We start from the raw sequence: 25,012 nt of genomic DNA, 5'->3' as shown, positions 1-25,012 counted from the left end.
CGCGGCGTCATGCTATCTCTTTACGAGATGCCTCGATTCGAGGTATCTCGTAAAGAGGCATCTCGAATCGAGGGGGAAGCGGTCCATGAGGGACTCCGCGAAGGAACACCGCCGCACGCTCGTCCGGCTCGCCGGCCCCGTCTACCTGGAGCTCCTGGCCGGAGTCGCCGCCGCGATCATCAACATGGTCTGGGTCGCCCGCCTCGGCGGGGACGCCGTCGCCGCCGTCGCCGTCGCCACCAACGTCGAGAACCTGCTCCTCGGCGTCGTCCTCATGGCCGCCTCCGGCACCACCGTGCTCGTCGCCCGCGCCAGAGGCGCCGACGACCCGGGGGCCCTGCGCTCCGCCGCGCGCGGCGGAGCCGCCCTGGGCGCCCTGCTCGTCCCGCCCGTCGCGATCGGCGGCTACCTGTTGCGGGAGCCGCTCGCCGCCCTCCTGCTCGTCGGGTCCGGCCACCCCGCACACGGCCTCGCCACCGCCTACTTCGCGATCTCCCTGCCCGGCACGGCCGTCTTCTTCGCCACCGCCGTCCTCGACGGCGTCCTCAAGGGCACCGGCGACACCCGCACGCCCATGCGGCTCGCCTTCCTCGCCAACGGGCTGATCCTGGTCCTCGACCCCCTGCTCGTCCCCGCGCACGGAGTCGAGGGAGCCGCCGTCTCCACCGTCGTGGGACGCACCGCGGCGCTCGCCGCGGGACTCCTCGCACTGCGCCGCAACGCCCACCTGCGGGCCGCCCGCGCCGCGCGGCCCGCCGAGGGCCTGACCGCCGCCGTGCGCCGTACCGCCGCCCTCGGCCTGCCGATGTCCGTCGACTTCGCCGTCCGCATGGCCGGGGCGCTCGCCCTGGTCTCCGTCGTCGCCCGGATCGGCGTCACCGAGATCGCCGCCTACGGCATCGCGACCAAGGCCATGTACGTCGCCACCATGGCCTTCTACGCCGTCAAGCAGGCCGCGGCCATCCACACCGCGCACCGGCTGGGCGCCCTGGCCCCGTCCCCGGGGCGGCCGGGACAGGGAACGCGGGGGAGCGAGGAGCGCCGGGCCGTCGGCCGGCAGGCCCTCCTCCTCGGCGGGCTGCTCGGCGCGGGGGCCGCGGTGCTGCTGTCCGCGGCCGCCGGGCCGGTCATGCGCGGCTTCGGTGCCGAGCCCGCCGTCGCCGCCGCCGGCGCGCTGTTCCTGCGCTGCCTCGGGCCGTACCTGCTGCTCATGGCCGTCTTCATCGCCCTCGCCGGGGTCTTCGAGGGCGCCGGCGACTCCTCGCTGCTCGCCAGGATCACCGTCTGCGGCGTCCTGCTGCAGCTACCGCCGGCGTACGTGCTCTCCGGCGCGCTCGGCCTCGGCGGGGTCTGCCTCGCCATGGCGCTCGCGATGGCCGCCCAGTGCGCGGCCCTCGGCGTGCTGCACCGCCGCCGGGTCCGTGCCGCGGAGGGCGGGGCCGGGCCTCAGGAGGGCGACGAGACCGCGACGGGCGTCCTCTCGCGGTCGGCCTGAGCGGGCAGGCGCACCGGGTCCGCCGCCTCCAGGCGCGGCTCCGTGACCGTCTGCCGCCACAGGATCCGGCACGCGGAGAACGTGGCGGCCACCAGGAGCCCGTTGCGGACCAGGAGCAGTCCGACGCCGAGCGGATCGCTGTCGCCCACGTGCGAGAACCACACCGGGAACTCGAACTGCGTGACCGCCGTCGCCCACAGCACCAGATACGCGGGCCGGCGCATCCGGCTCGCCCGGTAGACCAGGCACACGGCGGCCAGACCCACCAGCCAGATCATGTACTGCGGGCTGATCACCCGGCTCGTCGTGGTGAACAGCAGCACCGCCACGAAGGCCGCGTCCGCCGTGGTGCCCGTGGTCCGGCGGCGGGCCCGCCACCACCACACCAGGAGCCAGCCGAACGCGGCCAACGACAGCAGCATCGCCGCCGTGGACACCGCCTTCACGCCCGGGCCGAGGAACTCGATCGAGCCGTAGTTCATCCGCGCCTCGCCCGGCCAGCCGAAGTGCCGGGCCACGTGGAAGACCATCGCGCCCAGCGACTCGATCTCCGTGCCCCGGTCCCGCTGGAAGCCCAGGAAGGCCAGCGCGCCCGGCGCCGCGAGCCCGCAGGCCAGCAGCACGCCGGCCGCCGTGCCCGCCGCCGCGGCCGTCGAGCGGAACGCCGCCCGGCCGCGCGCCGCGCCCGCGAGCAGCAGCACCGGCCACACCTTCAGGGTGGCCCCGAAGCCGGCGAGCGCCCCCAGCACGACCGGGCTGCGCAGCGCTGCGAGCAGACCCGCCACGGCCACCGCCGTCACCATCAGGTCGTAGCGGCAGTACGCGGTCGGGCCGAGCAGCGGCACCCCGGCCAGCCACAGCCAGGCGCCGCGCATCGACCGGCCCGGGCGCCGGCCCGCGTACGTCAGGAGGCCGAAGACGAAGGCGTCGCAGAGCAGCGCCAGCACGAAGAAGGCGGAGGAGTAGCCGAGGAACGGCAGCAGGGCGGGGGAGAGGATCGCGAGCGCGGCGGCCGGCGGGTACTGCCAGGTGACGTCGTCCATGGGGTACGTGCCGGTCCGCAGGACCTCGTACCAGCCCTGGTAGATCTCCTCGACGTCACTGGTCACGTCGGGGCCGGGGATCACCACGATCTTGAAGACGCACAGCAGGATCAGCCCGCGGCTGAACGCCCACAGGCCCAGCGGTCGCGCCAGTCGCCCGTCGCGCGTGTCGACCGCGTCGCGGGCGCGCGCCAGTCCGTCACGTACCGCCGTGCCCACTGCGCCCGTCATACCTGTCCTGTTCCTGTCCTGTCGGTCCGCCGGGGCGGAGGGTGGTGGTGCCGGGCTCGGGGCGCGATCGCGGTACTGTCGGCCACGATGCACAAGACCCTGATCGTAACCAACGACTTTCCGCCACGTCCGGGCGGAATCCAGGCGTTCCTGCACAACATGGCGCTGCGTCTGGATCCCGAGCGGATCGTGGTCTACGCCTCCACGTGGAAGCGCAGCCGCGAGGGTATCGAGGCGACCGCCGCGTTCGACGCCGAACAGCCTTTCACGGTCGTCCGCGATCGCACCACCATGCTGCTGCCGACTCCTCGGGTCACCGCGCGCGCGACCGCGCTGCTGCGGGAGCACGGCTGCGAGTCGGTGTGGTTCGGTGCGGCGGCCCCGCTCGGCCTGATGGCCCCGGCGCTGCGCCGGGCCGGCGCGCGCCGCCTCGTCGCCACGACGCACGGGCACGAGGCCGGATGGGCGCAGCTGCCCGCGGCGCGGCAGCTGCTTGGACGGATCGGCGAGGGCACGGACACCCTCACGTATCTCGGCGAGTACACCCGCTCCCGGATCGCGACCGCGCTCAGCCCGGCCGCCGCCGCGCGCATGGTGCAGCTGCCGCCGGGCGTCGACGAGAAGACCTTCCACCCCGACTCGGGCGGCGCCGAGGTGCGCGAGCGGCTCGGCCTGAGCGACCGGCCCGTGGTCGTGTGCGTGTCGCGGCTGGTGCCGCGCAAGGGCCAGGACACGCTGATCCTCGCCATGCCGGAGATCCTGCGGCGGGTGCCGGACGCCGTGCTCCTGATTGTCGGCGGCGGACCGTACGAGCAGGACCTGCGGAAGCTCGCCGTCCGCACGGGCGTCGCCGCCTCCGTCCGCTTCACCGGCGCCGTCCCGTGGTCGGAGCTCCCCGCCCACTACGGCGCGGGCGACGTCTTCGCCATGCCCTGCCGCACCCGCCGCGGCGGCCTGGACGTCGAGGGCCTCGGCATCGTCTACCTGGAGGCCTCCGCGACCGGCCTTCCGGTGGTCGCCGGCGACTCCGGCGGCGCACCGGACGCCGTCCTCGACGGCGAGACCGGCTGGGTCGTCCGTGGCGGCGTCCCCGAGGAGTCCGCCGACCGCATCGCCACGCTCCTCCTCGACCCCGAGCTGCGCACCCGCATGGGCGAGCGGGGCCGGCAGTGGGTCGAGGACCGCTGGCGCTGGGACCTCCTGGCGGACCGTCTGAGGGAACTGCTGTAGCGAGCGGCCGGGGCGACCGGTGTCGGGGCCCCGTGCCGGGCCCCCTTGCTAGGCCGGGAGGTAGTCCGTCAGGGCGCAGCCGTCGACGAGCAGCTTCTCGCTGCGGTAGCCGTCCGGGACGTTGAAGCCCTGCTCGCAGGTGAAGAGCAGGACGTCGGAGGCCATCAGGTCGCGCGCCGCCTTCGGGTCCGCCGTCACCACCGCGAAGTCCTGGCCGAGCAGGAAGCGGGTGGCGTGGCCCGCCGCGGCGGCCTTCTTCGCGGACTCCTGGAACTTCTCCATGTCCGAGACGGACAGCAGCGTGAGCGTGTCACCGGCGTCGTCGCCGCACACCCCGCGCTCCCTGACCGCCCAGGCCGGGTCCCGGGACTCCTCGCTCATGGTGCCGCCGGCCGTGCCCGTGCGCAGGTCGCTGCACATCGTGCGGGCCCCGACGAGCTTCTCGATCGCCGCCATGTCGCCGGCCGCCGGCAGACCGGCGTCCTCGCCCCAGGAGCTGCTGCACCCGGTGAGGGCGACGAGGGCGGTGAGGGCCGCGCCCAGGGCGGCGGTGGTTCGCTGGAGCCGCATGACGGCGATTTCCTCTCGTGTGTACGGAATTGACCATTCCGGTCCTGACGCGCGCGAACGCCCCCGGCCGGCCCGTGACACGGGCCCGCCGAGGGCGTTCCGATGAACCGTCAGGCTCGGTAGATCGCCTCGATCTCGTCGGCGAAGTCCTTCGCCACCACGTTGCGCTTCAGCTTCAGCGACGGGGTGATGTGCCCCGCCTCCTCCGTGAACTGCGTCGACAGGATACGGAACTTCCGCACCGACTCCGCCTTCGAGACCGCCGCGTTGCCGTCGTCCACCGCGCGCTGGACCTCCGCGAGCAGGTCCGCGTCCTCGCGCAGCGAGGCCGCCGTCGCGCCGGCCGGCTTGCCGTGCTCGGCCGCCCAACGGCCGAGGAATTCCTCGTCGATGGTGACCAGCGCGCCCACGAACGGCCGCCCGTCGCCCACGACCATGCACTCGGCGACCAGGGCGTGCGCCCTGATCCGGTCCTCGATGACCGCCGGGGCGACGTTCTTGCCGCCCGCCGTCACCAGGATCTCCTTCTTGCGGCCGGTGATCGCGAGGTAGCCGTCCTCGTCGAGCGTGCCGATGTCCCCGGTGTGGAACCAGCCGTCCGCCAGCGCCTCCGCCGTCGCGGCCTCGTTGTTCCAGTAGCCGGAGAAGACGTGCTCGCCGTGCAGCAGCACCTCGCCGTCGTCGGCGATCCGCACCACCGAGCCCGGCAGCGGCTGGCCGACCGTGCCGATCTTCTGCCGGTCCCACGGGTTGAACGCGGTCGCCGCGCACGACTCCGTCAGGCCGTAGCCCTCCAGGACCGTGAAGCCGATGCCGCGGAAGAAGTGGCCGAGCCGCTCGCCCAGCGGCGCGCCGCCGGAGATCGCGTACTCGCCGCGCCCGCCGAGCACCGCCCGCAGCTTGCTGAACACCAGCTTGTCGAAGACCTTGTGCTTCAGCCGCAGACCGAACGACGGGCCCTGCGGCGTGCTCAGCGCGCGGCTGTAGGCGATCGCGGTGTGCGCGGCCTTGTCGAAGATCCTGCCCTTGCCGTCGGCCTGCGCCTTCGCCCGGGCCGAGTTGTAGACCTTCTCGAAGACCCGCGGCACACCGAGGATCAGCGTCGGCCGGAAGGCCGCGAGCTCGTCGGTGAGGTTCTTGATGTCGGGCACGCAGCCGAGCTTGATCGGCGCCATCACGGAGGCGACCTCGACCAGCCGCCCGAAGACGTGCGCGGCCGGCAGGAACAGCAGGACCGAGCACTCGCCCGTACGGAACAGCGGCTTCAGCCGCTCGACCACGTTGCCGCACTCGGCGAAGAACGCGCGGTGGGTCAGCACGCAGCCCTTGGGGCGGCCGGTGGTGCCCGAGGTGTAGACGATCGTCGCCGGGTCGTCCGCGTGCGCGGTCGACATCCGGCGGTCGAGCTCCTCGTCGGAGACGTCCGCGCCCTCGGCGGTCAGACGGGCGATCGCGTCCGCCTCGATCTGCCGCACGCTCTTCAGGGCCGGCAGGTTCGCCCGCACCGACTCCACCGAGGCCTCGTGCGCCGCGGTCTCGACGAGCGCCAGGGACGCGCCCGAGTCGCCCAGGATCCACTGGATCTGCTCCGGCGAGCTGGTCTCGTACACCGGCACGGTCACCGCGCCCGCGCTCCAGATCGCGAAGTCCAGGAGCACCCACTCGTAACGGGTACGGGACAGCAGCGCGACCCGGTCGCCCGGCTCGACACCGGCCGCGACCAGGCCCTTCGCCGCACCCCTGACCTCGGCGAGGAACTGCTTCGCGGTGACGTCGGTCCAGACCCCCGCGACCTTGCGGCCCATCACGGCGACATCTGGGTGCTGGGAGGCGTTGCGGCGGATGAGATCCGTCAGGTTGCCGTCCGAGGGGACCTCGTACAGGGCCGGAAGGCTGAACTCGCGCAAGACTGCTGCTCCTCATCGGGCGCCGGCGCCACGGCTCTGTGTGATGCACCGGTGCGGTCCATGATCGGGCAGGTGCTCTTCGTGGGGGTGAGCACGACTGTGGACTGCCCGGACGTTACCCATCAGTACACGGTTCCGGATAGAGGGTTCAGGCCAGATGTTCCGTGCGTCACACATGGATGGCGTTCCTCGCCGCACAGTAGTCCACCGCTTTCCCGACTCCCAAGTAACCGCAGGTCGCACCCCCTAGGCTGACGTCATGAGGATCAACGTGGTGAGCGACGTGCACGGCAACACCGGAGCCCTCGCCAAGGCGGGGGAGGGCGCCGACGCCCTGATATGCCTCGGCGACCTGGTGCTCTTCCTCGACTACGCCGACCACAGCCGCGGCATCTTCCCCGACCTCTTCGGCGTCGAGAACGCCGACCTCATCGTCGAGCTGCGCACCGCCCGCCGCTTCGACGAGGCCCGCGACCTCGGCCGCCGGCTCTGGGCCGAACTCGGCATCGACCGGGCCACGGCCATCGAATCGGCCGTCCGCCGCCAGTACGCCGAGATGTTCGCCGCCTTCCCCACGCCCACCTACGCCACCTACGGCAACGTCGACATCCCCGGCCTGTGGCCCGAGTACGCGCGCCCCGGCACCACCGTCCTCGACGGCGACCGCGTCGAGCTCGACGGCCTGGTCTTCGGCTTCGTCGGCGGCGGCCTGCGCACCCCGATGCGCACGCCGTACGAGATCTCCGACGAGGAGTACGCGGCGAAGGTCGAGGCGCTCGGCGAGGTCGACGTGCTCTGCTCCCACATCCCGCCGGACGTGCCCGAGCTCACCTACGACACCGTCGCCCGCCGCTTCGAGCGCGGCAGCCGAGCCCTCCTCGACGCCATCCGCCGGGTCCGCCCGCGGTACGCCCTCTTCGGCCACGTCCACCAGCCGCTGGCCCGCCGCATGCGGGTCGGGGCGACCGAGTGCGTCAACGTCGGGCACTTCGCGGCGACCGGCCGGCCGTGGACCCTGGAGTGGTGACGGTCGCGTACGGGCGCGTGACGGGGCCGCGATAGCCTGCACGCAGACTGACGAATCGCGCCCATACGAGGAGCCCCCGCGATGGCGGAACACACCAGCTCGAGCATCACCATCGAGGCGGCCCCGGCCGAGGTCATGAACGTGATCGCCGACTTCGCCCGCTACCCCGAGTGGACGGGCGAGGTGAAGGAGGCCGAGGTCCTGGAGACGGACGAGGCCGGCCGCGCCGAGAAGGTCCGGCTGCTCCTGGACGCCGGCGCGATCCGGGACGACCACACCCTCGCCTACACCTGGACCGGTGACCACGAGGTCAGCTGGACCCTGGTCAGGTCCCAGATGCTCCGCGCCCTCGACGGCTCCTACCGCCTCGCCCCGACCGCGGACGGCAGGCGCACCGAGGTGACGTACCAGCTGACCGTCGACGTCAAGATCCCGATGCTCGGCATGATCAAGCGCAAGGCCGAGAAGGTCATCATCGACCGCGCCCTGGCGGGCCTGAAGGCCCGGGTCGAGTCCCCGAAGTAACCACGACCCGCAGCCGTCCGGGACCCGTGGCCCGGGCGGCCCCCGGCCCTCACCGCCGTCGTCCGGCGCGGACGCCGGTACGGTCGGCGCATGCGGATCATTCTTGTCACCGGGAACGGCGGCGCCGGGCGGACCTCCGTGGCCGTCGGTACCGCGCTCGCCGGCGCCCGGGCCGGGCATCGCGTGCTGCTGGTGTCGGCCGACGCCGACCCCGCGGCCGTGGCCGGCGAGCCCCTGCGCCTGCACGTGCCCGATCCCGCCGCGGACTTCCGCCGGGAGTTCCTGGCCTTCCAGGCCCGCTCGGGTGCCGCCCTCGACCTGCTCGGCGCCGCGCCCTTCGAGGACGCCGAGCTGACCGCCCTTCCCGGAAGCCGCGACTTCGCCCTGCTCAGGGCCCTGCGGGACGCCGCCGCCGGGGACTCGGACCTGCTCGTCGTCGACCTGCCGCCGGTGACCGAGGCCCTCGCCCTGCTCGCCCTGCCCGCCCAGCTGCGGCGCTACCTGCGCCGCCTCCTCCCGCCCGAGCGCCAGGCCGCCCGCGCGCTGCGCCCCATGCTCGCCCAGCTCGCCGGCGTACCGATGCCCGCGCAGTGGCTGTACGAGGCGACCGCCCGCTGGGACGCCGAGCTGGCCGCCGTCCAGGACGTCCTCGACGCGCCCGGCACCGCCGTACGGCTCGTCGTCGAGCCGGGGCCCGGCGCCGAGGACGCGCTGAGCACCGCCCGGCTCGGTCTCGCCCTGCAGGGCCTGGCCCTGGAAGGCGTCGTCGCCAACCGGGTGCTGCCCGCCGACTCGCCCGACCCCTGGTTCGCCGGCCTCGCCGCCGAACAGCACCGCCACCTCGCCGCCCTGCGCGAGATCCACCCCGGCCTGCACGAGCTGCCGCACCTCGGGCGCGCCGTGCGCGGCCCCGAGGACCTCGCCCTGCTCGCGGTGAGCGGCCCGGCCGCGCCCGCCGCCCCGCCCGCGTGGACCGTCGAGGACCGGCGCGACGAGGACGGCATGCTCGTCTGGCACATCCCCCTGCCCGGAGCCGTCAAGGACGGCCTCTCGCTCGTCCGCCGGGGAGACGAACTCCTGCTCGGCGCCGGGCCGTTCCGCCGCGCCGTCCCGCTGCCCGCGGTACTGCGCCGCTGCACCGTCACCGGCGCCGGGCTCGTCGAGGGCGACCTGCGGATCCGGTTCACGCCCGACCCCGGCCTGTGGCCGAGGACCGCTCCCTGACCCGGCGCGGGGCGTGTACCGTCGACCGTAGAAGACCTGAGGAGTACGCCATGAGCGATGCGGACGCCTGGTCCGAGGCCTGCGCCGAGGACCTGGAGGCAGAGAAGGCCCGCCGCCGCGCGCGGGCCGGTGAGCAGCCCGGCTCCCCGGCCGAGGAGTTCCGCAAGCTCTTCGAGGCCGTCGCCGACAAGCTCTCCGGCACCCTGGGCGGCCCGCTCGGCGGCTCCCTCGCCGGCGGCCAGGCCGCGGCCACCGTCCAGCAGGTCGTCAACCAGGCGAAGGCCCTCGTCGAGCCCGTCATCGAGCGCAACCCGCAGGTCTTCGACCATCTCGCCGCCGCCGGGAACGAGCTGCTCGCCGCCTACCGCTCCGCCGTCCAGGGCCAGGAGGCCCGCTGGACCCGCGGCGACACCCGCCAGGCCACGGGCGCGGCCGAGCAGGACGAACCCCGGAACGACGGCCGGGACGAACCACGGAACGAACCCGGGGACGGGCGGCGGGGCGACGGCACCGACGGCCCCGAGGACGGGCCCGCCACCGGGCAGCACATCGACCTCGACTGATCCCGGACTGATCAGGAGGACCGTCCTCCTCGGGTACGGTGGGCCGTAGCGGGGCTCGACCGAAAACTGAGGGACACATGGGACTCACCATCGGCGTCGACATCGGCGGCACGAAGATCGCGGCCGGCGTGGTGGACGAGGACGGCAACATCCTCGACACGCACACCGTGCCCACCCCGCCGACCCCCGAGGGCATCGTCGACGCCATCTGCGCCGCGGTCTCCGAGGCGGGCAAGGGGTACCAGATCGAGGCCGTCGGCATCGGAGCCGCGGGCTACGTCGACGACAAGCGCGCCACCGTCCTCTTCGCACCCAACATCGACTGGCGCCACGAGCCGCTGAAGGACAAGGTCGAACAGCGCGTCGGCCTCCCCGTCGTCGTGGAGAACGACGCCAACGCCGCAGCCTGGGGCGAGTACCGCTTCGGCGCCGGCCAGGGCCACGAGGACGTCATCTGCATCACGCTGGGCACCGGTCTCGGCGGCGGCATCATCATCGGCAACAAGCTGCGCCGCGGCCGCTTCGGCGTGGCGGCGGAGTTCGGCCACATCCGCGTCGTCCCCGACGGACTGCTGTGCGGCTGCGGCAGCCAGGGCTGCTGGGAGCAGTACGCCTCCGGGCGCGCCCTCGTCCGGTACGCCAGGCAGCGCGCCGCCGCCACCCCCGAGAACGCGGAGATCCTCCTCGGCCTCGGCGACGGCACCCCCGCCGGCATCGAGGGCAAGCACGTCAGCGAGGCGGCCCGCGCGGGCGACAAGGTGGCCGTCGACTCCTTCCGCGAGCTCGCCCGCTGGGCGGGTGCCGGACTCGCGGACCTGGCGTCGCTGTTCGACCCGTCGGCCTTCATCGTCGGCGGCGGCGTCTCCGACGAGGGCGAGCTGGTCCTCGACCCGATCCGGAAGTCCTTCCGGCGCTGGCTGATCGGCGGCCAGTGGCGTCCCCACGCCCAGGTGCTCGCCGCGCAGCTCGGCAACAAGGCCGGTCTGGTCGGCGCGGCCGACCTCGCCCGCCAGGGCTGAGGCCGGCTCCTCGGGCCGTTCACACCCTGGTGCCCGTCGTGCCCTCTGGGGCGCGGCGGGCACCGTGCTTATGGTGGCTCCATGGCGATGAGCGAGCTGCCCAACTCCCGTACCGAGCCCGATGGTTCCGCCGTGGTACGGATCCTCTGCTACAACGTGCGCTCGATGCGCGACGACGAGGACGCGCTCGCCCGGGTGATCCGGGCCTGCGCCCCCGACCTCGTCCTCGTCCAGGAGGCCCCGCGCTTCTTCCGCTGGCGCAAGCACGCGGCGCGGCTGGCCGCCAAGAGCGAACTCGTCGTGCTGAGCGGCGGAGCCACGGCCGCCGGACCGCTGCTGATGTGCTCGCTGCGGGCCACCGTGGAACGCACCGAGGACATCCTGCTGCCGCTCACCCCGGGGCTGCACCGGCGCGGCCTCGCCACCGCCGTGGTCCGCGTCGGCGGTGCGCGGCTCGGCCTGATCAGCTGCCACCTGAGCCTGCGCGAGGACGAGCGCTACGCGCAGGCGGGGCTGGTCCTCGACCGCGTCGCCGCGCTCGGCACGCCGTACACCGTCGTCGCGGGCGACCTCAACGAGCGCCCCGGCGGCCGGAGCCGGACCCGCCTGGCGAAGGAACTCCAGGACGGCTGGGACATCGCTCCCTGGGGCGCGGAACACACCTGGCCGGTCACGGCCCCCGACCGCCGCATCGACGCGATCCTCGCCACGCCGGGCATCGACTTCCTGGCCTGCGGCGTCCCGACGGACCTCGACCCCCGGGACCTGCGAACGGCGACGGACCACCTGCCGGTGCTGGCGGTGGTCCGTGTCCCTGCCGTCGTTCCCGCTGCCTAGGGGGCATCTGCCCAGGGCTCACACCACGGCGCCGCGGCCCGGGTCGTCGAAGCCGTCGTCGTCCTCGTCGTCGTGCTTCATCCGGGCCACCAGCGTCACGAAGCCGCCCAGGAAGCCGCCCACGCACACGGTGGTGAGCCACCACGTCATGTCCCACTGGAACAGCACGGCCAGGAGCATCAGGACGGGGCCGCCGACCACCGCGAGCCAGGCGAACTTGGTCGTGGTGTCGGCCTCCGGGAGCGGCGGCGGCTCCGGCGGCACGAAGTGGCCCTCGTCCGAGGCCCCGGCCGCCCCGTCGGAATCGTCCGGCTCGGCGAGCGAGTAGTCGCGCGGCCCGCCGCCCAGGCCCACGCCCGGCGCGAAGACCACGGACGAGCCCAGCGCGGGCTTCCCCGGCTCGTCGTCCGGCTTCCCGGACCCGTCGGCCCCGTCGGACCCCGCGCGTCCGTCGGCCGCCCCGGGCGCCTCCGGCTTGCGGAACTTGTCCGGCTTCTCCAAGCCCGCGGACCCGCCGGACGTGCCGTCGGCACCGGAAGCCCCGGCCGCGCCGGAGGTCCCGTCGGCACCGGAAGCTCCGGCCGCGCCGGAGGCCCCGTCGGCACCGGAGGTCCCGGCCGCACCGGCCACAGCGGGCGTGCCGGCCGCGCCGGAAGGTCCGGCCGCGCCGGAAGGTCCGGAGCCGGACCCGGGAGCCCTCTCCTCGCCCTCCCCGCCGTCCTCCTCCGGAGGCTCCGGCAGCGCCAGGTCCTCCACCGGGCGGAACGGGCGCGCGCCCGGAGGATCGGCGGGCTCCTCGCCGTACCCCGCGACGATCGCGGCCCAGGCCGCCTCCTCGTCGATGGGCTGCGGCTCGCGCTCCCCGTCCTGCTGCTCAGCCACCGCTCGCGCTTCCCTTCTCGGCGTTCTCCCCGACCAGCTCCGGGGCGAGCCGGGTCACGAACGCCCAGCTCTCCTCGAAGATCCGCTCCATGTCGTGGTCCAACGTCGCCACGTGGTAGCTCTGTTCCAGCAGGACCTCCCTGACGTCCGTCGACGAGACCCGGCCGAGGATCCGTGCCGAGTCGGCCGGCGGCACCACGTGGTCCTGCGGGCTGTGCAGCAGCACCATCGGCTGCGTGACCTGCGGCAGTTCGCCGTCCACGACCCGGAAGAAGCGCCGCAGCGAGTGCGCCGCGTGCAGCGGCACCCGGTCGTAGCCGACCTCGTCCACGCCGTCCTTCGCGATGTCGCTGGCGATGCCCTTGGTGGACGGCACGAAGTGGCGGATGACCGGCAGCGCGTACGCCGCCAGGCCGTGCACCTTGTTGCCCGGGTTGACGAGCACGATGCCGCTGATCGCGTCGCCGTGCCTCGCCGCGAGCCGCAGCGTGAGGGCGCCGCCCATCGACAGGCCCATGACGAAGACCCGCTCGCAGCGCGCGGTCAGCTCCCGCAGCTCCCGGTCCACCTCCGCGTACCAGTCGTGCCAGGTGGTGAGCTGCATGTCCTGCCAGCGGGTGCCGTGCCCGGGCAGCAGCGGCAGCGACACCGTCAGTCCGCGCCCGGCCAGATACTCGGCCCAGGGGCGCATCGACTGCGGGGAACCGGTGAATCCGTGACAGAGAAGGACGCCGACCTCTCCGCCCTCGTGGCGGTACGGCTCGGCTCCAGGAAGGACCGGCACGGGGTCTCCTGTCGGGTTCGACTCCGGGCCCCGCTCTCGCGGGCGGCCGAAGCGGCTTCGGTAAGGGGAAGGCTTTCACCGTACGCGACCGGACCGACACCGACCAGGGCCGTTCGCACCCCGGGGAGCGGCGTTCCGGCCCGAGCCGCGGCGCCTGCGGCGATCAGGCCGGGCCGGTACGGGATAAGGTCGTCGTGACGGCACACGGAAGGCATGGCGAGTTGATCTACGGCGCAATGAAGTTCTCCCTCGGAGGGTCCCTGAAGCTCGCCTTCAGGCCCTGGGTGGAGGGCCTCGAGAACGTTCCCGCCGAGGGGCCGGCGATCCTCGCGAGCAACCACCTCTCCTTCTCGGACTCCTTCTTCCTGCCGGCCGTCCTCGACCGCAAGGTGACCTTCATCGCCAAGGCCGAGTACTTCACCACGCCCGGCGTGAAGGGGCGGCTGACGGCCGCCTTCTTCAAGGGCGTCGGCCAGCTCCCGGTCGACCGCTCCGGCGCGCGCGGCGCCGGCGAGGCGGCGATCAAGGCCGGCATCGAGGTCATCGAGAAGGGCGGCCTCTTCGGGATCTACCCCGAGGGCACCCGCTCGCCCGACGGCCGGCTCTACCGCGGCAAGCCCGGCGGCCTCGCGCGCGTGGCGCTCGCCACCGGCGCGCCGGTGATCCCGGTCGCGATGATCGACACCGAGAAGATCCAGCCGCCCGGCAAGGTCGTGCCCAAGCTGATGCGCCCGGGCATCCGGATCGGCAAGCCGCTCGACTTCAGCCGCTACCGCGGCATGGAGGGCGACCGCTTCATCCTGCGCTCGGTGACCGACGAGGTCATGTACGAGATCATGAAGCTGTCCGGCCAGGAGTACGTCGACATCTACGCGACGGCCGCCAAGCGGCAGATCGCGGAGGCCGAGAAGGCCGCCAAGGAGGCCGTCAAGGCCGAGATCGCGGCACGGGAAGAGTCCGGCGCCTGACCCCTGGCGGGCGCGGTGGGGGTAGGGAACATGGCCAGACGCGAACGTGTCGTGCGCATGTCGGTCGAGCAGCCGCTGTGGCGCGCGGTCACCGGCTACCGCGTGGGCACCATGGTCTACGCGGTGCTGATCTTCGTCTTCGGACGCGAGCGGTACGAACGGCCCTGGATAGCCGTCGCCTTCCTCGCCGTCCTGTGCGTGTGGACCCTCGCGACCCTCCCCAAGGTGGCGAACGCCGTCGGCTGCACCAAGCGTTTCCTGGTCGCCGACCTGACGGTCGCGCTCACCGGCATCCTCCTCACCCCGCTCGCGGACATCCACGCCCAGTCGACCGACCACCCCACCCTGCCGTCGATCTGGACCGCCGGCACCGCCCTGACCTGGGCACTCAGGGGCGGCTGGCGCTGGGCCGGCCTCGCCTCCACCCTCATCGCCGTCGCCAACATCATCGAGCGCGGCCACCCCGGCCGGGACACCTTCCACAACGTGCTCCTCGTCTGGGTCGCCTCCATCGCCATCGGCTACGTCGTCGAGGTCGCCCGCGCCTCCGAACGCACCCTCGCCCGGGCCCTGGAGATCGAGGCCGCCACCCGCGAACGCGAGCGGCTCGCCCGCGACATCCACGACAGCGTGCTCCAGGTCCTCGCCATGGTGCAGCGGCGCGGCACCGCCCTCGGCGGCGAGGCGGCCGAACTCGGCAGGATGGCCGGCGAACAGGAGGTCGCCCTGCGCACCCTGGTCGCCGGCGGTCTCACCCGTACCTCGCACGTCTCCGAGGACGAGTCCGAGGGCGCCGTCGTCCGGATCGTGGAGGTCCCGGACGCCGAGGACGAGCCCGGCGCCGAGATCGACCTGCGGACCCTGCTCGCGCCGCGCGCCGGGGCCCGGGTCACCCTCGCCGACCCGGGCGCGCCCGTCGTCCTGCCCGCCCCGGCCGCCCGCGAACTGGCCGCCGCCGTCGGCGCCGCCCTCGACAACGTGCGGGTGCACGCGGGAGACGGCGCGCGCGCCTGGATCCTCGTCGAGGACTGGGGCGACGAGGTGATAGTGACCGTCCGGGACGACGGGCCCGGCATCCCCGAGGGCCGGCTCGCGCAGGCCGAGGGGGAGGGCCGGATGGGCGTCGCCCTGTCCATCCGGGGCAGACTGCGTGACCTCGGCGGCACCGCCGAGCTGATCTCGGTCCCCGGACAGGGCACCGAAGTGGAACTGAAGGTCCCGCGCGCGCCGCGGGAACGGCGGGGGAAGGCAGGAGTGAAGTGAGCGAGCAGAACGAGCAGCCGCAGCGGCCGATCAGGGTCATGGTGGTCGACGACCACCCCATGTGGCGGGACGCGGTCGCCCGTGACCTCGGCGAGGCGGGCCTCGACGTCGTCGCCACCGCCGGCGACGGCGAGCAGGCCGTGCGCCGCGCCGCCGCGGCCGACCCGGACGTCCTGGTCCTCGATCTGAACCTGCCGCTCAAGCCCGGCGTCCAGGTCTGCAAGGAGCTGGTCGGCGCCAACCCGCGGCTGCGGGTCCTGGTGCTCTCCGCGAGCGGCGAGCACGCCGACGTCCTGGAGGCCGTCAAGTCCGGCGCCACCGGTTATCTGCTGAAGTCGGCCAGCACCGAGGAGCTCATCGACGCGGTGCGCCGCACCGCCGTCGGCGACCCCGTCTTCACACCCGGCCTGGCCGGCCTGGTCCTCGGCGAGTACCGGCGGCTCGCCTCCGAGCCCGGCCCGGCGGCCGGCGCCGACGAGCCGAAGGCCCCGCAGCTCACCGACCGCGAGACCGAGGTGCTGCGCCTGGTCGCCAAGGGCCTGAGCTACAAGCAGATCGCCGAGCGCCTGGTCATCTCGCACCGCACGGTGCAGAACCACGTCCAGAACACCCTCGGCAAGCTCCAGCTGCACAACCGGGTCGAGCTCGTCCGCTACGCCATCGAGCGCGGCCTCGACGACGCCTGACCCGGGACGCCCGGTCCGCCCGCAAGGTTCACCCTCTTCGCCGTGTCGGTGTGACCCGCGTCACCACTAGCGTGGGCCGCATCCCCCACGTACGGCGAAGGAGTGCGGCCCATGCGCGTCGGTGTGCTGACCGGCGGAGGCGACTGTCCCGGACTCAACGCGGTGATCCGCGCCGTGGTCCGCAAGGGCGTCCAGGAGTACGACTGGAGCTTCACCGGCTTCCGCGACGGCTGGCGCGGGGTCGTCGAGGGCGACACCGAGACCCTCGACGTACGGGCCGTCCGCGGCATCCTGCCGCGCGGCGGCACCGTGCTCGGCTCCTCCCGCACCGACCCGTTCGCCGTCCCCGACGGCGTCCGGCGGCTCCGGGAGAACCTGGCCAAGCACCGCACCGACGCGCTGGTCGCCATCGGCGGCCGCGGCACCCTCGGCATCGCCGCCCGGCTGCACGCCGAGCACGGGCTGCCCGTCGTGGGCGTCCCCAAGACCATCGACAACGACCTCTCCGCGACCGACTGGACCTTCGGCTTCGACACCGCCGTCGGCATCGCCACCGAGGCCATCGACCGCCTGCACACCACCGCCGACTCCCACCGCCGGGTCCTCGTCGTCGAGGTCATGGGCCGGCACACCGGCTGGATCGCCCTGCACGCCGGACTCGCGGGCGGCGCCAACGTCATCCTCGTGCCCGAGCAGCGCTTCGACCTCGACCAGGTCCTCGCCTGGGTCGCCTCCCGCTTCCAGGCCACCTACGCCCCGATCCTCGTCGTCGCCGAGGGCGCCAGGCCCCGGGCGGGCGGACCCGTCACCGGGCCGGTGGGGGAGTGGCTGGCAGCCGAGATCGAGCGGCGCACCGGCAAGGAGGCCCGCACCACAGTCCTCGGCCACGTCCAGCGCGGCGGCAGCCCCAGCGCCTTCGACCGCTGGCTCGCCACCCGCTTCGGACTGCACGCCGTGGACGCCGTACGGGACGGAGCGCACGGCACGATGGTCGCGCTGCGCGGCACCGAGGTGGTCCGGGTCCCGCTGTCCGCCGCCATGGCGCGGCTGAAGACGGTCGACCCGGCGCTGTACGCGGAGGCGGGCGTCTTCTTCGGCTGAGCCGCCCTGCCCGGGCCGGGTCCGGCCCCAGCCCGTATATTCGCCCCGTACCCACAAAATTCCGGCACGTCTTCGGAGGGCCCGTGGAGATCCTGGCGTTCGGCGTACAGAGGGACGAGAAGCCGCTGATCGAGAAGGCCTTCGAGGGACACCACGACGTCCGGTGCCTGGACGTCTTCCTCACCGAGGACACGGCGCCCATCGCCGCCGGCCACGAGGTCGTCTCCACCAGCGTCAACTGCAGCCTCGACCAGCGGGTGCTGCAGAGCCTGGCGGCCGGCGGGACCCGGATGATCGCCCAGCGCTCCACCGGCTTCAACAACATCGACCTCGACGTCGCCGAGCGGCTCGGCCTCACCGTCGCCCGCGTCTCCTCCTACTCGCCGTACTCCGTCGCCGAGTTCGCCTGGACCCTCGCCATGGCCGTCAACCGGCGGATCGTCCGGGCCTCCAACCGGACCCGCGACTTCGACTTCCGGCTCGACGGGCTCATGGGCCGTGACCTGCGCGGCCGTACCGTCGGCGTCCTCGGCACCGGCAGGATCGGCGAGGCCTTCACCCGGATCGCCCACGGCTTCGGCATGAACCTGCTCGGCTGGGACGTCGCCCAGAACCCCGCCTGCCTCGAACTCGGCATGAAGTACGTCGACAAGGAGACGCTCCTCGCCGAGGCCGACCTGGTCAGCCTTCACGTGCCCCTGCTCCCGGCCACCCACCACCTCATCAACGCGGCCGCCCTGGTCGCCATGAAGGACGACGCGATCCTGGTCAACTCCAGCCGCGGCGGCCTCGTCGACACCGACGCCCTGGTGCGCGAACTGCGCGCCGGCCGTTTCACCGGCGTGGGCCTCGACGTGTACGAGGCCGAGGCCGGTCTCTTCTTCCTCGACAAGTCCCTCGCCGGCATCGAGGACGACACCCTCGCCCGCCTGGTGACCTTCCCGAACGTCGTGGTCACCTCCCACCAGGCGTACTACACGGCCGACGCGGTCGGCCAGATCATCGACACCACGGTCCAGAACGTCCGCAACCACCTCGCGCGCGAGCGCGACGCGAACGTCCTGGTACCGAGGGCCTCCTAGACACCCGCCCAGGAGCGCGCGCCGTTCAGACCAGCACGCCCGCGAGCAGCGAGGCGGTCACCGCGGCCCCCTCCGTCGTCAGGACCGACTCCGGGTGGAACTGCACGCCCGCGAACCCGGGGCCGCGCAGCGCGTGCACCTCGTCCGTCGCCGCGTCCCGGCTCACCTCGATCCGGTGCAGGGCCAGTTCCGTCGCCGTCCGCTCGTCGCAGCGCGCGGTGAAGCTGTTGTAGAAGCCGACCGTCCGCTCCTGCCCGAACAGGTCGATCCGCACCTGCGCGCCCTGGAACGGGGTCCGCTTGCGGACGATCTCCAGGCCCAGCTCGGCCGCGATCAGCTCGTGGCCCAGGCACACGCCGAGCAGCCCGTGCCGGTGGCCGCGCAGCAGTTCCGCCGTCAGCCCGCGCAGGAAACGCATCTTCGGATCGGCCGCGTCCTGCGGGTCGCCGGGGCCGGGACCGAGCACCACCGGGCCCTCGTGCCCGAGCGCCAGCTCGCGGAGGCCCGGCTCGTCGTAGCGCAGCACCGACACCTCCAGGCCCGAGGACCGCAGCAGGTGCGCCAGCATCGCGGTGAAGGTGTCCTCCGCGTCGATCACCAGCGCGTGCCCGGACAGCTCCGCGGACCGGACCTGCATCCTCAGCCAGAACGGCGCCAGATCCGCCCGCCGCGCGTCGAGCGCCGCCCGCACCCGCGGGTCCTCGGCGAGTCGCGGCGGCACCGCGCCCTCGTCCCGCGGCCGCCCCTCCCGTACCCCCAGGGCCGCCAGCACGCCCGCCGCCTTGGCGTGGGTCTCGGCCACCTCGCCCGCCGGGTCGGAGTGCCGCACCAGCGTCGCGCCGACGGGCACCCGCAGCGTCCCGTCCGCCGCGATGTCGGCGGTCCGGATGAGGATGGGCGAGTCCAGGGTCTGTCCCCCGTTCTCGTCGGTGCCCAGCAGCGCCAGCGCGCCCGCGTAGTAGCCGCGGCCGACCCCGTCCCGCCCGACAGGCTCATGGCGCTCGATGACCCGGCAGGCGTTCTGCACCGGCGAGCCGGTCACGGTCGCGGCGAACATCGTCTCGCGCAGCACCTCGCGCACGTCGAGCGAGGAGCGTCCGCGCAGCTCGTACTCCGTGTGCGCGAGGTGCGCCATCTCCTTGAGCCGCGGCCCGATCACGACCCCGCCCCGGTCGCCGACCGTGCACATCATCTTGAGCTCCTCGTCGACGACCATCGACAGTTCCTCGGTCTCCTTGCGGTCGGCCAGGAACGCGAGCAGGTCGTCGGGGGTCGGCGCGGCGCCGGCCGGGTAGCGGTAGGTGCCGCTGATCGGGTTCATCACGACCGTGCCGCCCGACATCCGCACGTGCACCTCCGGGCTCGCGCCGACCAGCGTGCGGTCTCCCGTGTGGACGACGAAGGTCCAGTACGCGCCCCGCTCGCCGGTGAGCAGCCGCCGGAACAGGGCGAGCGCGTCGGCCCGCCCGAAGCCGGGGACCTCGCCGGTGAAGGTGCGCCGGATGACGAAGTTGGCGCCCTCGCCGCGCCCGATCTCCTCGTCGATCACGCGCCGCACGATCCGCCCGTACTCCTCGTCGGAGACGTCGAAGCCGCCGCCCTCCACCCGGACGTCGTGGGCGGGGAGCTGTGCGAGGGCGTCGGCGAGCGGCAGCTCGTACGCCTCCTCGGCGACCAGGACCGCGAGCGGGGTGCCGTCGTCGCGGACGTCGAAGCCGCGCTCGCGGATCTGCCGGAACGGCACCAGGGCCAGCGTGGGCAGGTCCCGCACGGGCAGCTCGGCCAATCGCCCGGCCTCGTGCACCGGGCCGGTCAGCACCTCGACGGTGTCGTGGTCGCGGCCGGGGGTGCGGCGGCGCAGCAGGGCGAAGGGAGGGGCGGAGTCGTCGAGGAGACGGGAGAGGTCCATGAGCGGGTTCCTTCCGGGGGTCCGGGAGCCTGGGGGGCGGGATTCGGAGAGGAACGGCCTGTGGATACGACGAAGGCCGCCCCTCGGGCGGCCTTCGCGTGCGTTCGGTGTACGCGCAGTCAGTGGGCCGCCGGATGAGCGGTCCACCACCAGTTCTGGGTCGTCTGCGCGAACATGCCCGCACTCTAACCCACGGTCGGGTCAGATCAGGAGGTTGTAGACGTTCCAGCCGCCGCCGATCTTCACGCGGGTGGCGTACGGGGAGGTGGCGCTGCCGGTGCCCTTGTACAGCCACAGGTAGCCCGAGGTGTCGCGGGCGACGAGGTCGGCCCGGGCGTCACCCGTGACGTCGCCGACGGCGAGCAGCCGGTCGTACAGGTTCCAGCCGCCGCCGATCTTCACGCGGGTGGTGTACGGAGAGGTGGCGCTGCCGGTGCCCTTGTACAGCCACAGGTAGCCCGAGCCGTCGCGGGCGACGAGGTCGGCCCTGCCGTCGCCGGTGATGTCGCCGGTCGGGACCAGCCGGTCGTACAGGTTCCAGCCGCCGCCGATCCTCACCCGGGTGGCGAACGGCGCCGACGGGGTGCCGGTGCCCTTGTACAGCCACAGGTAGCCGGAACCGTCGCGGGCGATCAGATCGGCCCTGCCGTCGCCGGTGACGTCCCGCGCGCCGGAGAGCCGGTTGTAGATGCCCCACCCGGTGCCCACCTTGAGCCGGGCCGCGAACGGCGCCGACGGGTTGCCCGTGCCCCGGTAGTACCAGAGGTAGCCGGAGCCGTCGCGGGCGACCAGGTCCCCGGTGCCGTCGGCCCGCAGTGCGCCCGTCGCGCTGATCACGTCGTACGCGTTCCAGCCGGGGCCGACCCGGTAGCGGGTGAGGAAGGGGCGCGCCGGGTCGCCGCTGCCCTGGTACTGCCAGAGCACGCCGGAGGCGTCACGGGCGAGCACGTCGTGCCGGGTGGTGCCGGGGTCCGGCGCGACGCCCGGCACCTGCTCCACCTGGTCGGCCCGCACCCACGCGAGACGGTGGTTGTAGTGGATCGGGACGTACGTGACCGTGCCGACGACGTTCTTCTGGGCGGAGCCGAACCAGTCGTCGCCCTTCACCTCGACGCCGGCCTTCGCGTACTCGCCCGTGAGGGCGTACTTGGACAGGAAGTCCGGGTCGTCGGTCGGCGCCTGCAGGCCCGCGGCCGTGTAGGCGGCGGTCTCGGGATAGGAGCGGCCGTAGACCCGCACCGTCACCCCGGCCCTGGCCCTCACCCGGGTCGGCGCGGACGTCACCGGCACGGTGTACTGCCCGCCCGGGTTCTGGAACCAGGCCTTCTTCCCGGCGTACCAGACGGCCGTCCAGTCGGTGGTCCGGTCGGCGACCACGTAGGTGGCGCCCGCGCGGACCTTGTTGCCCCAGTTCGACCCCTCCGTCCAGAGCGAGGAGAAGTACGGGTCGGTGAGCGGCGCCGAGCCGGTCGACGGGGCGGAGTACAGGTAGCCGAAGTTGCTCGGCCGGGCCGGGACCGCGCTCCCGTTGTACGTCAGCGGCGGCTGGTTGGCCGTGGTGAACGGCGGGACGACCCGGACGACCTGGCCGGCCGTGAGCAGCCCGCCCGCGCCGCCGGCGCCCGTGGGCGCGCCCATCAGAGCCATGAAGTGGTTCCAGTCCCAGTACGGGCCCGCGTCCCAGTGGGTCCTGCTGCTGTAGCCGTCGAGCTGCATCGGCACCTCGTCGTGCCCGATGACGTGCTCGCGGTCCAGCGGGATGCCGTACTTCCCGGCCAGGAACTTCACCAGGGCGGCGGTCGACGCGTACTGCGACTCGGTGTACCAGCTGCCCGCCTTGATGGCGTAGCCCTCGTGCTCCACGCCGATGGAGTGCATGTTGAGCGTCCAGTTGCCCGCGTGCCACGCCAGGTTGCGGTTCTCCACCATCTGGGTGACCAGGCCGTCGGAGGCGCGGACCAGGTAGTGGGCGCTCGCCTTGACGTCCGGGTTGGTGAGGGTGGCGAGCGAGCCGTCGTAGCCGCCCTCGGTGTCGTGGATCACGATCTGGCGGATGCCGACACTCTGGTTCGGGCGGTCGGCGAGCGTGTAGTTGCGGGTGGTGCCGTCGGAGGCCGTGCGCGAGGGCACGAAGTTGCAGGTGAGGCCGGAGGGGCACTCGGGCGTCGGGACCTGCGCGGTGCTCGCGGAGGTGACGGCGAGCGGCATCCGGGACGGCCTGACGGGCTGTACCGAGGGGTCGGCCGGCAGGACGAGCTGCTCGCCGTCCGAGGTCAGCTCGCTCTCGCCGGTCCTGATCGACTCGAAGACGCGCCGCGCGAAGAGCTCGGCGCCCTTGCGGTCGGGCGACTGGCTGTAGCGCGCGACGGCCGGGTACCAGGCTCCGGGCGCGTCCGGCAGCTCGTCGCCGCCGCCGGCCTGGCGCTGGTACTCCGCGAGCAGCGCCGCGCCGGCCCGGATGCTCTGGGCCGGGTCCTCCTTCACGGACTCCGCCGAACCGTCGATGAGCGCGGCGGCCGCGTCGGCGGTGTGGAGCCGCGGATCACCGGTGTCGACGGCGCGCTTGGGCAGGGCGGCCAGCACCCTGGCCCGGTCGAAGGTCCTCTCGATCTCCGGGCGGCCGCTCTCGTTGAGGTGCGCGAGGCGCTCCTCGTCGTCCTCCGCCTCGATGTCGTCGGGGTCGACGTCGGTCAGCCCCATGACGTTGTACGCGCCGGTCGTGCTGGGCTCGCCGTCGTGCGACTCCCAGCGGGTCTGCCGGTAGGAGACCGCCATCAGCACGCTCTGCGGCACGTCGAACTCGCGGGCCGCGTCGGCGAAGGCCGAGCGGAGCGAGGGTTCGGCGGCGTTCCTGCCGTCGTCGCCGCCGAGTGAGCCCGGGGAGGCGACCGCGAGGGTGCCGATCGTGGCGCCGACGACGACGCCCGCCAGCGTGCCGTACAGCAGTCGCCTCCGCCCGCGGTCCTGGCGGTGTCTCTTGCGGTGTCTGTGGATCACACCCACCCCTCGGTGCAGTTGTCGGAAGGGCCGGAAACTAACAGCGCTGTTCAACGCGCGGGCTCACGGAAGGTGTCGCGCGCGTGTCCGGATGGCGGGTCCGTGTCTCAGCAGCTGGGCAGGGGGACGAGACGGGGCGAAGACCCCGTACTGTTGTCGCGTGACCGTGAACGCTGATACCCACGCCGTCGCCAAGGCGACCTGGCGAGACCTGCCCGCGGCGCAGCAGCCCGAGTACCCCGATGCCGAGGCTCTGCGCGATGTGATCGCGGACCTCGAGTCGTATCCTCCGCTCGTCTTCGCCGGCGAGTGCGACCAGCTGCGCGCCCGGATGGGAGCCGTCGCCCGTGGCGAGGCGTTCCTCCTTCAGGGCGGCGACTGCGCCGAGGCCTTCGACGCCGTGTCCGCCGACCACATCCGGGCCAAGCTCAAGACCCTGCTCCAGATGAGCGCCGTCCTCACGTACGCGGCCTCCGTGCCCGTCGTCAAGGTCGGCCGCATCGCCGGGCAGTACTCCAAGCCGCGCTCGAAGCCCACCGAGACCCGCGACGGCGTGACGCTCCCGACCTACCGGGGCGACTCCGTCAACGGCTTCGACTTCACCGAGGCCGCCCGCGTCCCGGACCCCGAGCGCCTCAAGCGGATGTACAACGCCTCCGCCTCCACGCTCAACCTGGTGCGCGCCTTCACCACGGGTGGCTACGCCGACCTGCGCCAGGTGCACGCCTGGAACCAGGACTTCGTGAAGTCCTCCCCGTCGGGCCAGCGCTACGAGCAGCTGGCGCGCGAGATCGACAACGCGCTGAACTTCATGAAGGCCTGTGGCACCGACCCGGCCGAGTTCCGCGCGGTGGAGTTCTACGCCTCGCACGAGGCGCTGCTCCTCGACTACGAGGGCGCGCTGACGCGTACCGACTCGCGCACCGGCAAGCTGTACGACACCTCCGGCCACATGGTCTGGATCGGTGAGCGGACCCGCCAGCTCGACCACGCCCACATCGAGTTCGCCTCGCAGATCGCGAACCCGATCGGCATCAAGCTCGGCCCGACGACCACCGCCGAAGAGGCGCTGACGTACATCGACCGCCTGGACCCGGACCGTGAGCCCGGCCGGCTGACCTTCATCGTCCGCATGGGCGCCGACAAGGTCCGCGACAAGCTCCCCGAGCTGGTCGAGAAGGTCACCGCCTCGGGCGCGACGGTCGCCTGGGTGACCGACCCGATGCACGGCAACACCTTCGAGGCGGCCTCCGGCCACAAGACCCGCCGCTTCGACGATGTCCTCGACGAGGTCAAGGGCTTCTTCGAGGTCCACAAGGAGCTGGGCACCCACCCGGGCGGCATCCACGTCGAGCTCACCGGTGACGACGTCACCGAGTGCGTGGGCGGCGGCGACGAGATCTTCGTCGACGACCTGCACCAGCGCTACGAGACGGCCTGCGACCCGCGGCTCAACCGCAGCCAGTCGCTGGACCTGGCGTTCCTCGTGGCCGAGATGTACCGCGATCAGTAAGTAGCTTCCTACGACAGTGGGGGGGGGGGGGGTGTTGGTGGTTCCCCCCCCCCTCCCCTGGGGGCCTTTTTTCCCCCCCCCACCCCCCGCCAACTGTATTTGTCTTTTCCCTCCCCCCATCAAAGGGAACCTCCCCACTCCACTCCCCCTTTTCCC

The 25,012-nt window shown here is 73.2% G+C and carries 22 protein-coding genes; 14 read left to right on the top strand and 8 right to left on the bottom strand.

Translation table 11 applies throughout. The annotated features are described in order from the left end of the window. Positions 1 to 85 precede the first annotated feature (85 nt). Positions 86 to 1,495: an MATE family efflux transporter gene (locus ACFWJO_RS14460; RefSeq protein WP_386865029.1), complete on the top strand. Its 1,410-nt coding sequence runs from the start codon at positions 86 to 88 to the stop codon at positions 1,493 to 1,495. On the opposite strand, the gene ACFWJO_RS14455 is transcribed toward ACFWJO_RS14460, so the two are convergent. Next, complete coding sequence (locus tag ACFWJO_RS14455; protein WP_386865028.1) at positions 1,447 to 2,769, bottom strand: glycosyltransferase 87 family protein; 1,323 nt, start codon at positions 2,767 to 2,769, stop codon at positions 1,447 to 1,449. The two genes, ACFWJO_RS14460 and ACFWJO_RS14455, sit on opposite strands and share 49 nt — an antisense overlap. Before the next feature lie 87 nt (positions 2,770 to 2,856). On the opposite strand from ACFWJO_RS14455, the gene ACFWJO_RS14450 reads away from it, so the two are divergent. Continuing rightward, positions 2,857 to 3,999: a glycosyltransferase family 4 protein gene (locus tag ACFWJO_RS14450; RefSeq protein ID WP_386865027.1), complete on the top strand. Its 1,143-nt coding sequence runs from the start codon at positions 2,857 to 2,859 to the stop codon at positions 3,997 to 3,999. Between the two features lie 48 nt (positions 4,000 to 4,047). Here ACFWJO_RS14450 and ACFWJO_RS14445 read toward each other — a convergent pair whose 3' ends face one another. Next, the gene (locus tag ACFWJO_RS14445) at positions 4,048 to 4,569 is read right to left on the bottom strand and encodes a hypothetical protein (protein WP_386865026.1); all 522 of its coding nucleotides are present in this window, start codon (positions 4,567 to 4,569) and stop codon (positions 4,048 to 4,050) included. A 110-nt stretch (positions 4,570 to 4,679) separates the two neighbouring features. Then, positions 4,680 to 6,476, bottom strand: a complete 1,797-nt coding sequence (locus ACFWJO_RS14440; protein WP_386865025.1) for an AMP-dependent synthetase/ligase — start codon at positions 6,474 to 6,476, stop codon at positions 4,680 to 4,682. Positions 6,477 to 6,747: 271 nt separating this feature from the next. Between ACFWJO_RS14440 and ACFWJO_RS14435 the strand changes: the two genes are divergently transcribed. From ACFWJO_RS14435 to ACFWJO_RS14410, 6 genes are all read left to right on the top strand, one after another. Continuing rightward, complete coding sequence (locus ACFWJO_RS14435) at positions 6,748 to 7,503, top strand: metallophosphoesterase (protein WP_386865074.1); 756 nt, start codon at positions 6,748 to 6,750, stop codon at positions 7,501 to 7,503. Positions 7,504 to 7,584: 81 nt separating this feature from the next. Continuing rightward, positions 7,585 to 8,028: an SRPBCC family protein gene (locus tag ACFWJO_RS14430; RefSeq protein ID WP_386865024.1), complete on the top strand. Its 444-nt coding sequence runs from the start codon at positions 7,585 to 7,587 to the stop codon at positions 8,026 to 8,028. A gap of 90 nt (positions 8,029 to 8,118) precedes the next feature. Further along, complete coding sequence (locus ACFWJO_RS14425) at positions 8,119 to 9,252, top strand: ArsA family ATPase (RefSeq protein WP_386865023.1); 1,134 nt, start codon at positions 8,119 to 8,121, stop codon at positions 9,250 to 9,252. Positions 9,253 to 9,302: 50 nt separating this feature from the next. Beyond that, complete coding sequence (locus tag ACFWJO_RS14420) at positions 9,303 to 9,815, top strand: DUF5304 domain-containing protein (RefSeq protein ID WP_386865022.1); 513 nt, start codon at positions 9,303 to 9,305, stop codon at positions 9,813 to 9,815. A gap of 77 nt (positions 9,816 to 9,892) precedes the next feature. Then, positions 9,893 to 10,834, top strand: coding sequence for an ROK family glucokinase (locus ACFWJO_RS14415; RefSeq protein ID WP_386865021.1), 942 nt, complete (start codon positions 9,893 to 9,895; stop codon positions 10,832 to 10,834). 81 nt (positions 10,835 to 10,915) lie between these two features. After that, complete coding sequence (locus tag ACFWJO_RS14410; RefSeq protein WP_386865020.1) at positions 10,916 to 11,671, top strand: endonuclease/exonuclease/phosphatase family protein; 756 nt, start codon at positions 10,916 to 10,918, stop codon at positions 11,669 to 11,671. Positions 11,672 to 11,689: 18 nt separating this feature from the next. On the opposite strand, the gene ACFWJO_RS14405 is transcribed toward ACFWJO_RS14410, so the two are convergent. Beyond that, complete coding sequence (locus ACFWJO_RS14405) at positions 11,690 to 12,553, bottom strand: hypothetical protein (RefSeq protein WP_386865019.1); 864 nt, start codon at positions 12,551 to 12,553, stop codon at positions 11,690 to 11,692. Next, positions 12,546 to 13,337 (bottom strand): alpha/beta hydrolase, encoded by a 792-nt coding sequence (locus ACFWJO_RS14400; RefSeq protein WP_386865018.1) that lies wholly within the window; start codon positions 13,335 to 13,337, stop codon positions 12,546 to 12,548. The genes ACFWJO_RS14405 and ACFWJO_RS14400 overlap by 8 nt, the downstream gene beginning before the upstream one ends. Before the next feature lie 236 nt (positions 13,338 to 13,573). Between ACFWJO_RS14400 and ACFWJO_RS14395 the strand changes: the two genes are divergently transcribed. From ACFWJO_RS14395 to ACFWJO_RS14375, 5 genes are all read left to right on the top strand, one after another. Then, positions 13,574 to 14,305, top strand: coding sequence for a lysophospholipid acyltransferase family protein (locus ACFWJO_RS14395; protein ID WP_384420839.1), 732 nt, complete (start codon positions 13,574 to 13,576; stop codon positions 14,303 to 14,305). A gap of 30 nt (positions 14,306 to 14,335) precedes the next feature. Beyond that, a complete protein-coding gene (gene macS / locus ACFWJO_RS14390; protein WP_386865017.1) occupies positions 14,336 to 15,568 on the top strand; it encodes a MacS family sensor histidine kinase in 1,233 nt (410 codons plus the stop codon). A gap of 38 nt (positions 15,569 to 15,606) precedes the next feature. Further along, the gene (locus ACFWJO_RS14385) at positions 15,607 to 16,254 is read left to right on the top strand and encodes a response regulator (RefSeq protein ID WP_386865073.1); all 648 of its coding nucleotides are present in this window, start codon (positions 15,607 to 15,609) and stop codon (positions 16,252 to 16,254) included. A 111-nt stretch (positions 16,255 to 16,365) separates the two neighbouring features. After that, the gene (locus ACFWJO_RS14380; RefSeq protein WP_386865016.1) at positions 16,366 to 17,355 is read left to right on the top strand and encodes an ATP-dependent 6-phosphofructokinase; all 990 of its coding nucleotides are present in this window, start codon (positions 16,366 to 16,368) and stop codon (positions 17,353 to 17,355) included. Between the two features lie 83 nt (positions 17,356 to 17,438). Beyond that, positions 17,439 to 18,437 carry a 2-hydroxyacid dehydrogenase gene (locus tag ACFWJO_RS14375; RefSeq protein WP_386865015.1) on the top strand — a complete coding sequence of 333 codons (999 nt, stop codon included), beginning with the start codon at positions 17,439 to 17,441 and terminating at the stop codon, positions 18,435 to 18,437. Between the two features lie 25 nt (positions 18,438 to 18,462). Here the strand turns inward: ACFWJO_RS14375 and ACFWJO_RS14370 are convergent, their stop codons facing one another. The 3 genes from ACFWJO_RS14370 to ACFWJO_RS14360 form a co-directional block, all read right to left on the bottom strand. Next, positions 18,463 to 20,346, bottom strand: a complete 1,884-nt coding sequence (locus tag ACFWJO_RS14370; protein WP_386865014.1) for an anthranilate synthase family protein — start codon at positions 20,344 to 20,346, stop codon at positions 18,463 to 18,465. 119 nt (positions 20,347 to 20,465) lie between these two features. Next, complete coding sequence (locus tag ACFWJO_RS14365; protein WP_078513512.1) at positions 20,466 to 20,522, bottom strand: trp operon leader peptide; 57 nt, start codon at positions 20,520 to 20,522, stop codon at positions 20,466 to 20,468. A 25-nt stretch (positions 20,523 to 20,547) separates the two neighbouring features. Continuing rightward, a complete protein-coding gene (locus ACFWJO_RS14360) occupies positions 20,548 to 23,343 on the bottom strand; it encodes an N-acetylmuramoyl-L-alanine amidase (RefSeq protein ID WP_386865013.1) in 2,796 nt (931 codons plus the stop codon). Between the two features lie 160 nt (positions 23,344 to 23,503). Here ACFWJO_RS14360 and ACFWJO_RS14355 point away from each other — a divergent pair, with 160 nt between their 5' ends. Beyond that, positions 23,504 to 24,856, top strand: coding sequence for a class II 3-deoxy-7-phosphoheptulonate synthase (locus tag ACFWJO_RS14355; protein WP_386865012.1), 1,353 nt, complete (start codon positions 23,504 to 23,506; stop codon positions 24,854 to 24,856). Positions 24,857 to 25,012 lie beyond the last annotated feature (156 nt).

Origin of the sequence: Streptomyces sp. NPDC127092, from assembly GCF_042722475.1 — a bacterium.
Taxonomy (GTDB): Bacteria; Actinomycetota; Actinomycetes; order Streptomycetales; family Streptomycetaceae; genus Streptomyces.
Note: the sequence above shows the minus strand (reverse complement) of the source record. Positions and strands in the feature narration are given on the sequence as shown.

Coding starts and splice junctions, on each gene's coding strand:
- ACFWJO_RS14460 (WP_386865029.1), top strand. CDS start 86: ATGAGGGACTCCGCGAAGGAACACCGCCGCACGCTCGTCCGGCTCGCC.
- ACFWJO_RS14455 (WP_386865028.1), bottom strand. CDS start 2,769: ATGACGGGCGCAGTGGGCACGGCGGTACGTGACGGACTGGCGCGCGCC.
- ACFWJO_RS14450 (WP_386865027.1), top strand. CDS start 2,857: ATGCACAAGACCCTGATCGTAACCAACGACTTTCCGCCACGTCCGGGC.
- ACFWJO_RS14445 (WP_386865026.1), bottom strand. CDS start 4,569: ATGCGGCTCCAGCGAACCACCGCCGCCCTGGGCGCGGCCCTCACCGCC.
- ACFWJO_RS14430 (WP_386865024.1), top strand. CDS start 7,585: ATGGCGGAACACACCAGCTCGAGCATCACCATCGAGGCGGCCCCGGCC.
- ACFWJO_RS14425 (WP_386865023.1), top strand. CDS start 8,119: ATGCGGATCATTCTTGTCACCGGGAACGGCGGCGCCGGGCGGACCTCC.
- ACFWJO_RS14420 (WP_386865022.1), top strand. CDS start 9,303: ATGAGCGATGCGGACGCCTGGTCCGAGGCCTGCGCCGAGGACCTGGAG.
- ACFWJO_RS14415 (WP_386865021.1), top strand. CDS start 9,893: ATGGGACTCACCATCGGCGTCGACATCGGCGGCACGAAGATCGCGGCC.
- ACFWJO_RS14410 (WP_386865020.1), top strand. CDS start 10,916: ATGGCGATGAGCGAGCTGCCCAACTCCCGTACCGAGCCCGATGGTTCC.
- ACFWJO_RS14395 (WP_384420839.1), top strand. CDS start 13,574: ATGAAGTTCTCCCTCGGAGGGTCCCTGAAGCTCGCCTTCAGGCCCTGG.
- macS (WP_386865017.1), top strand. CDS start 14,336: ATGGCCAGACGCGAACGTGTCGTGCGCATGTCGGTCGAGCAGCCGCTG.
- ACFWJO_RS14385 (WP_386865073.1), top strand. CDS start 15,607: ATGGTGGTCGACGACCACCCCATGTGGCGGGACGCGGTCGCCCGTGAC.
- ACFWJO_RS14380 (WP_386865016.1), top strand. CDS start 16,366: ATGCGCGTCGGTGTGCTGACCGGCGGAGGCGACTGTCCCGGACTCAAC.
- ACFWJO_RS14370 (WP_386865014.1), bottom strand. CDS start 20,346: ATGGACCTCTCCCGTCTCCTCGACGACTCCGCCCCTCCCTTCGCCCTG.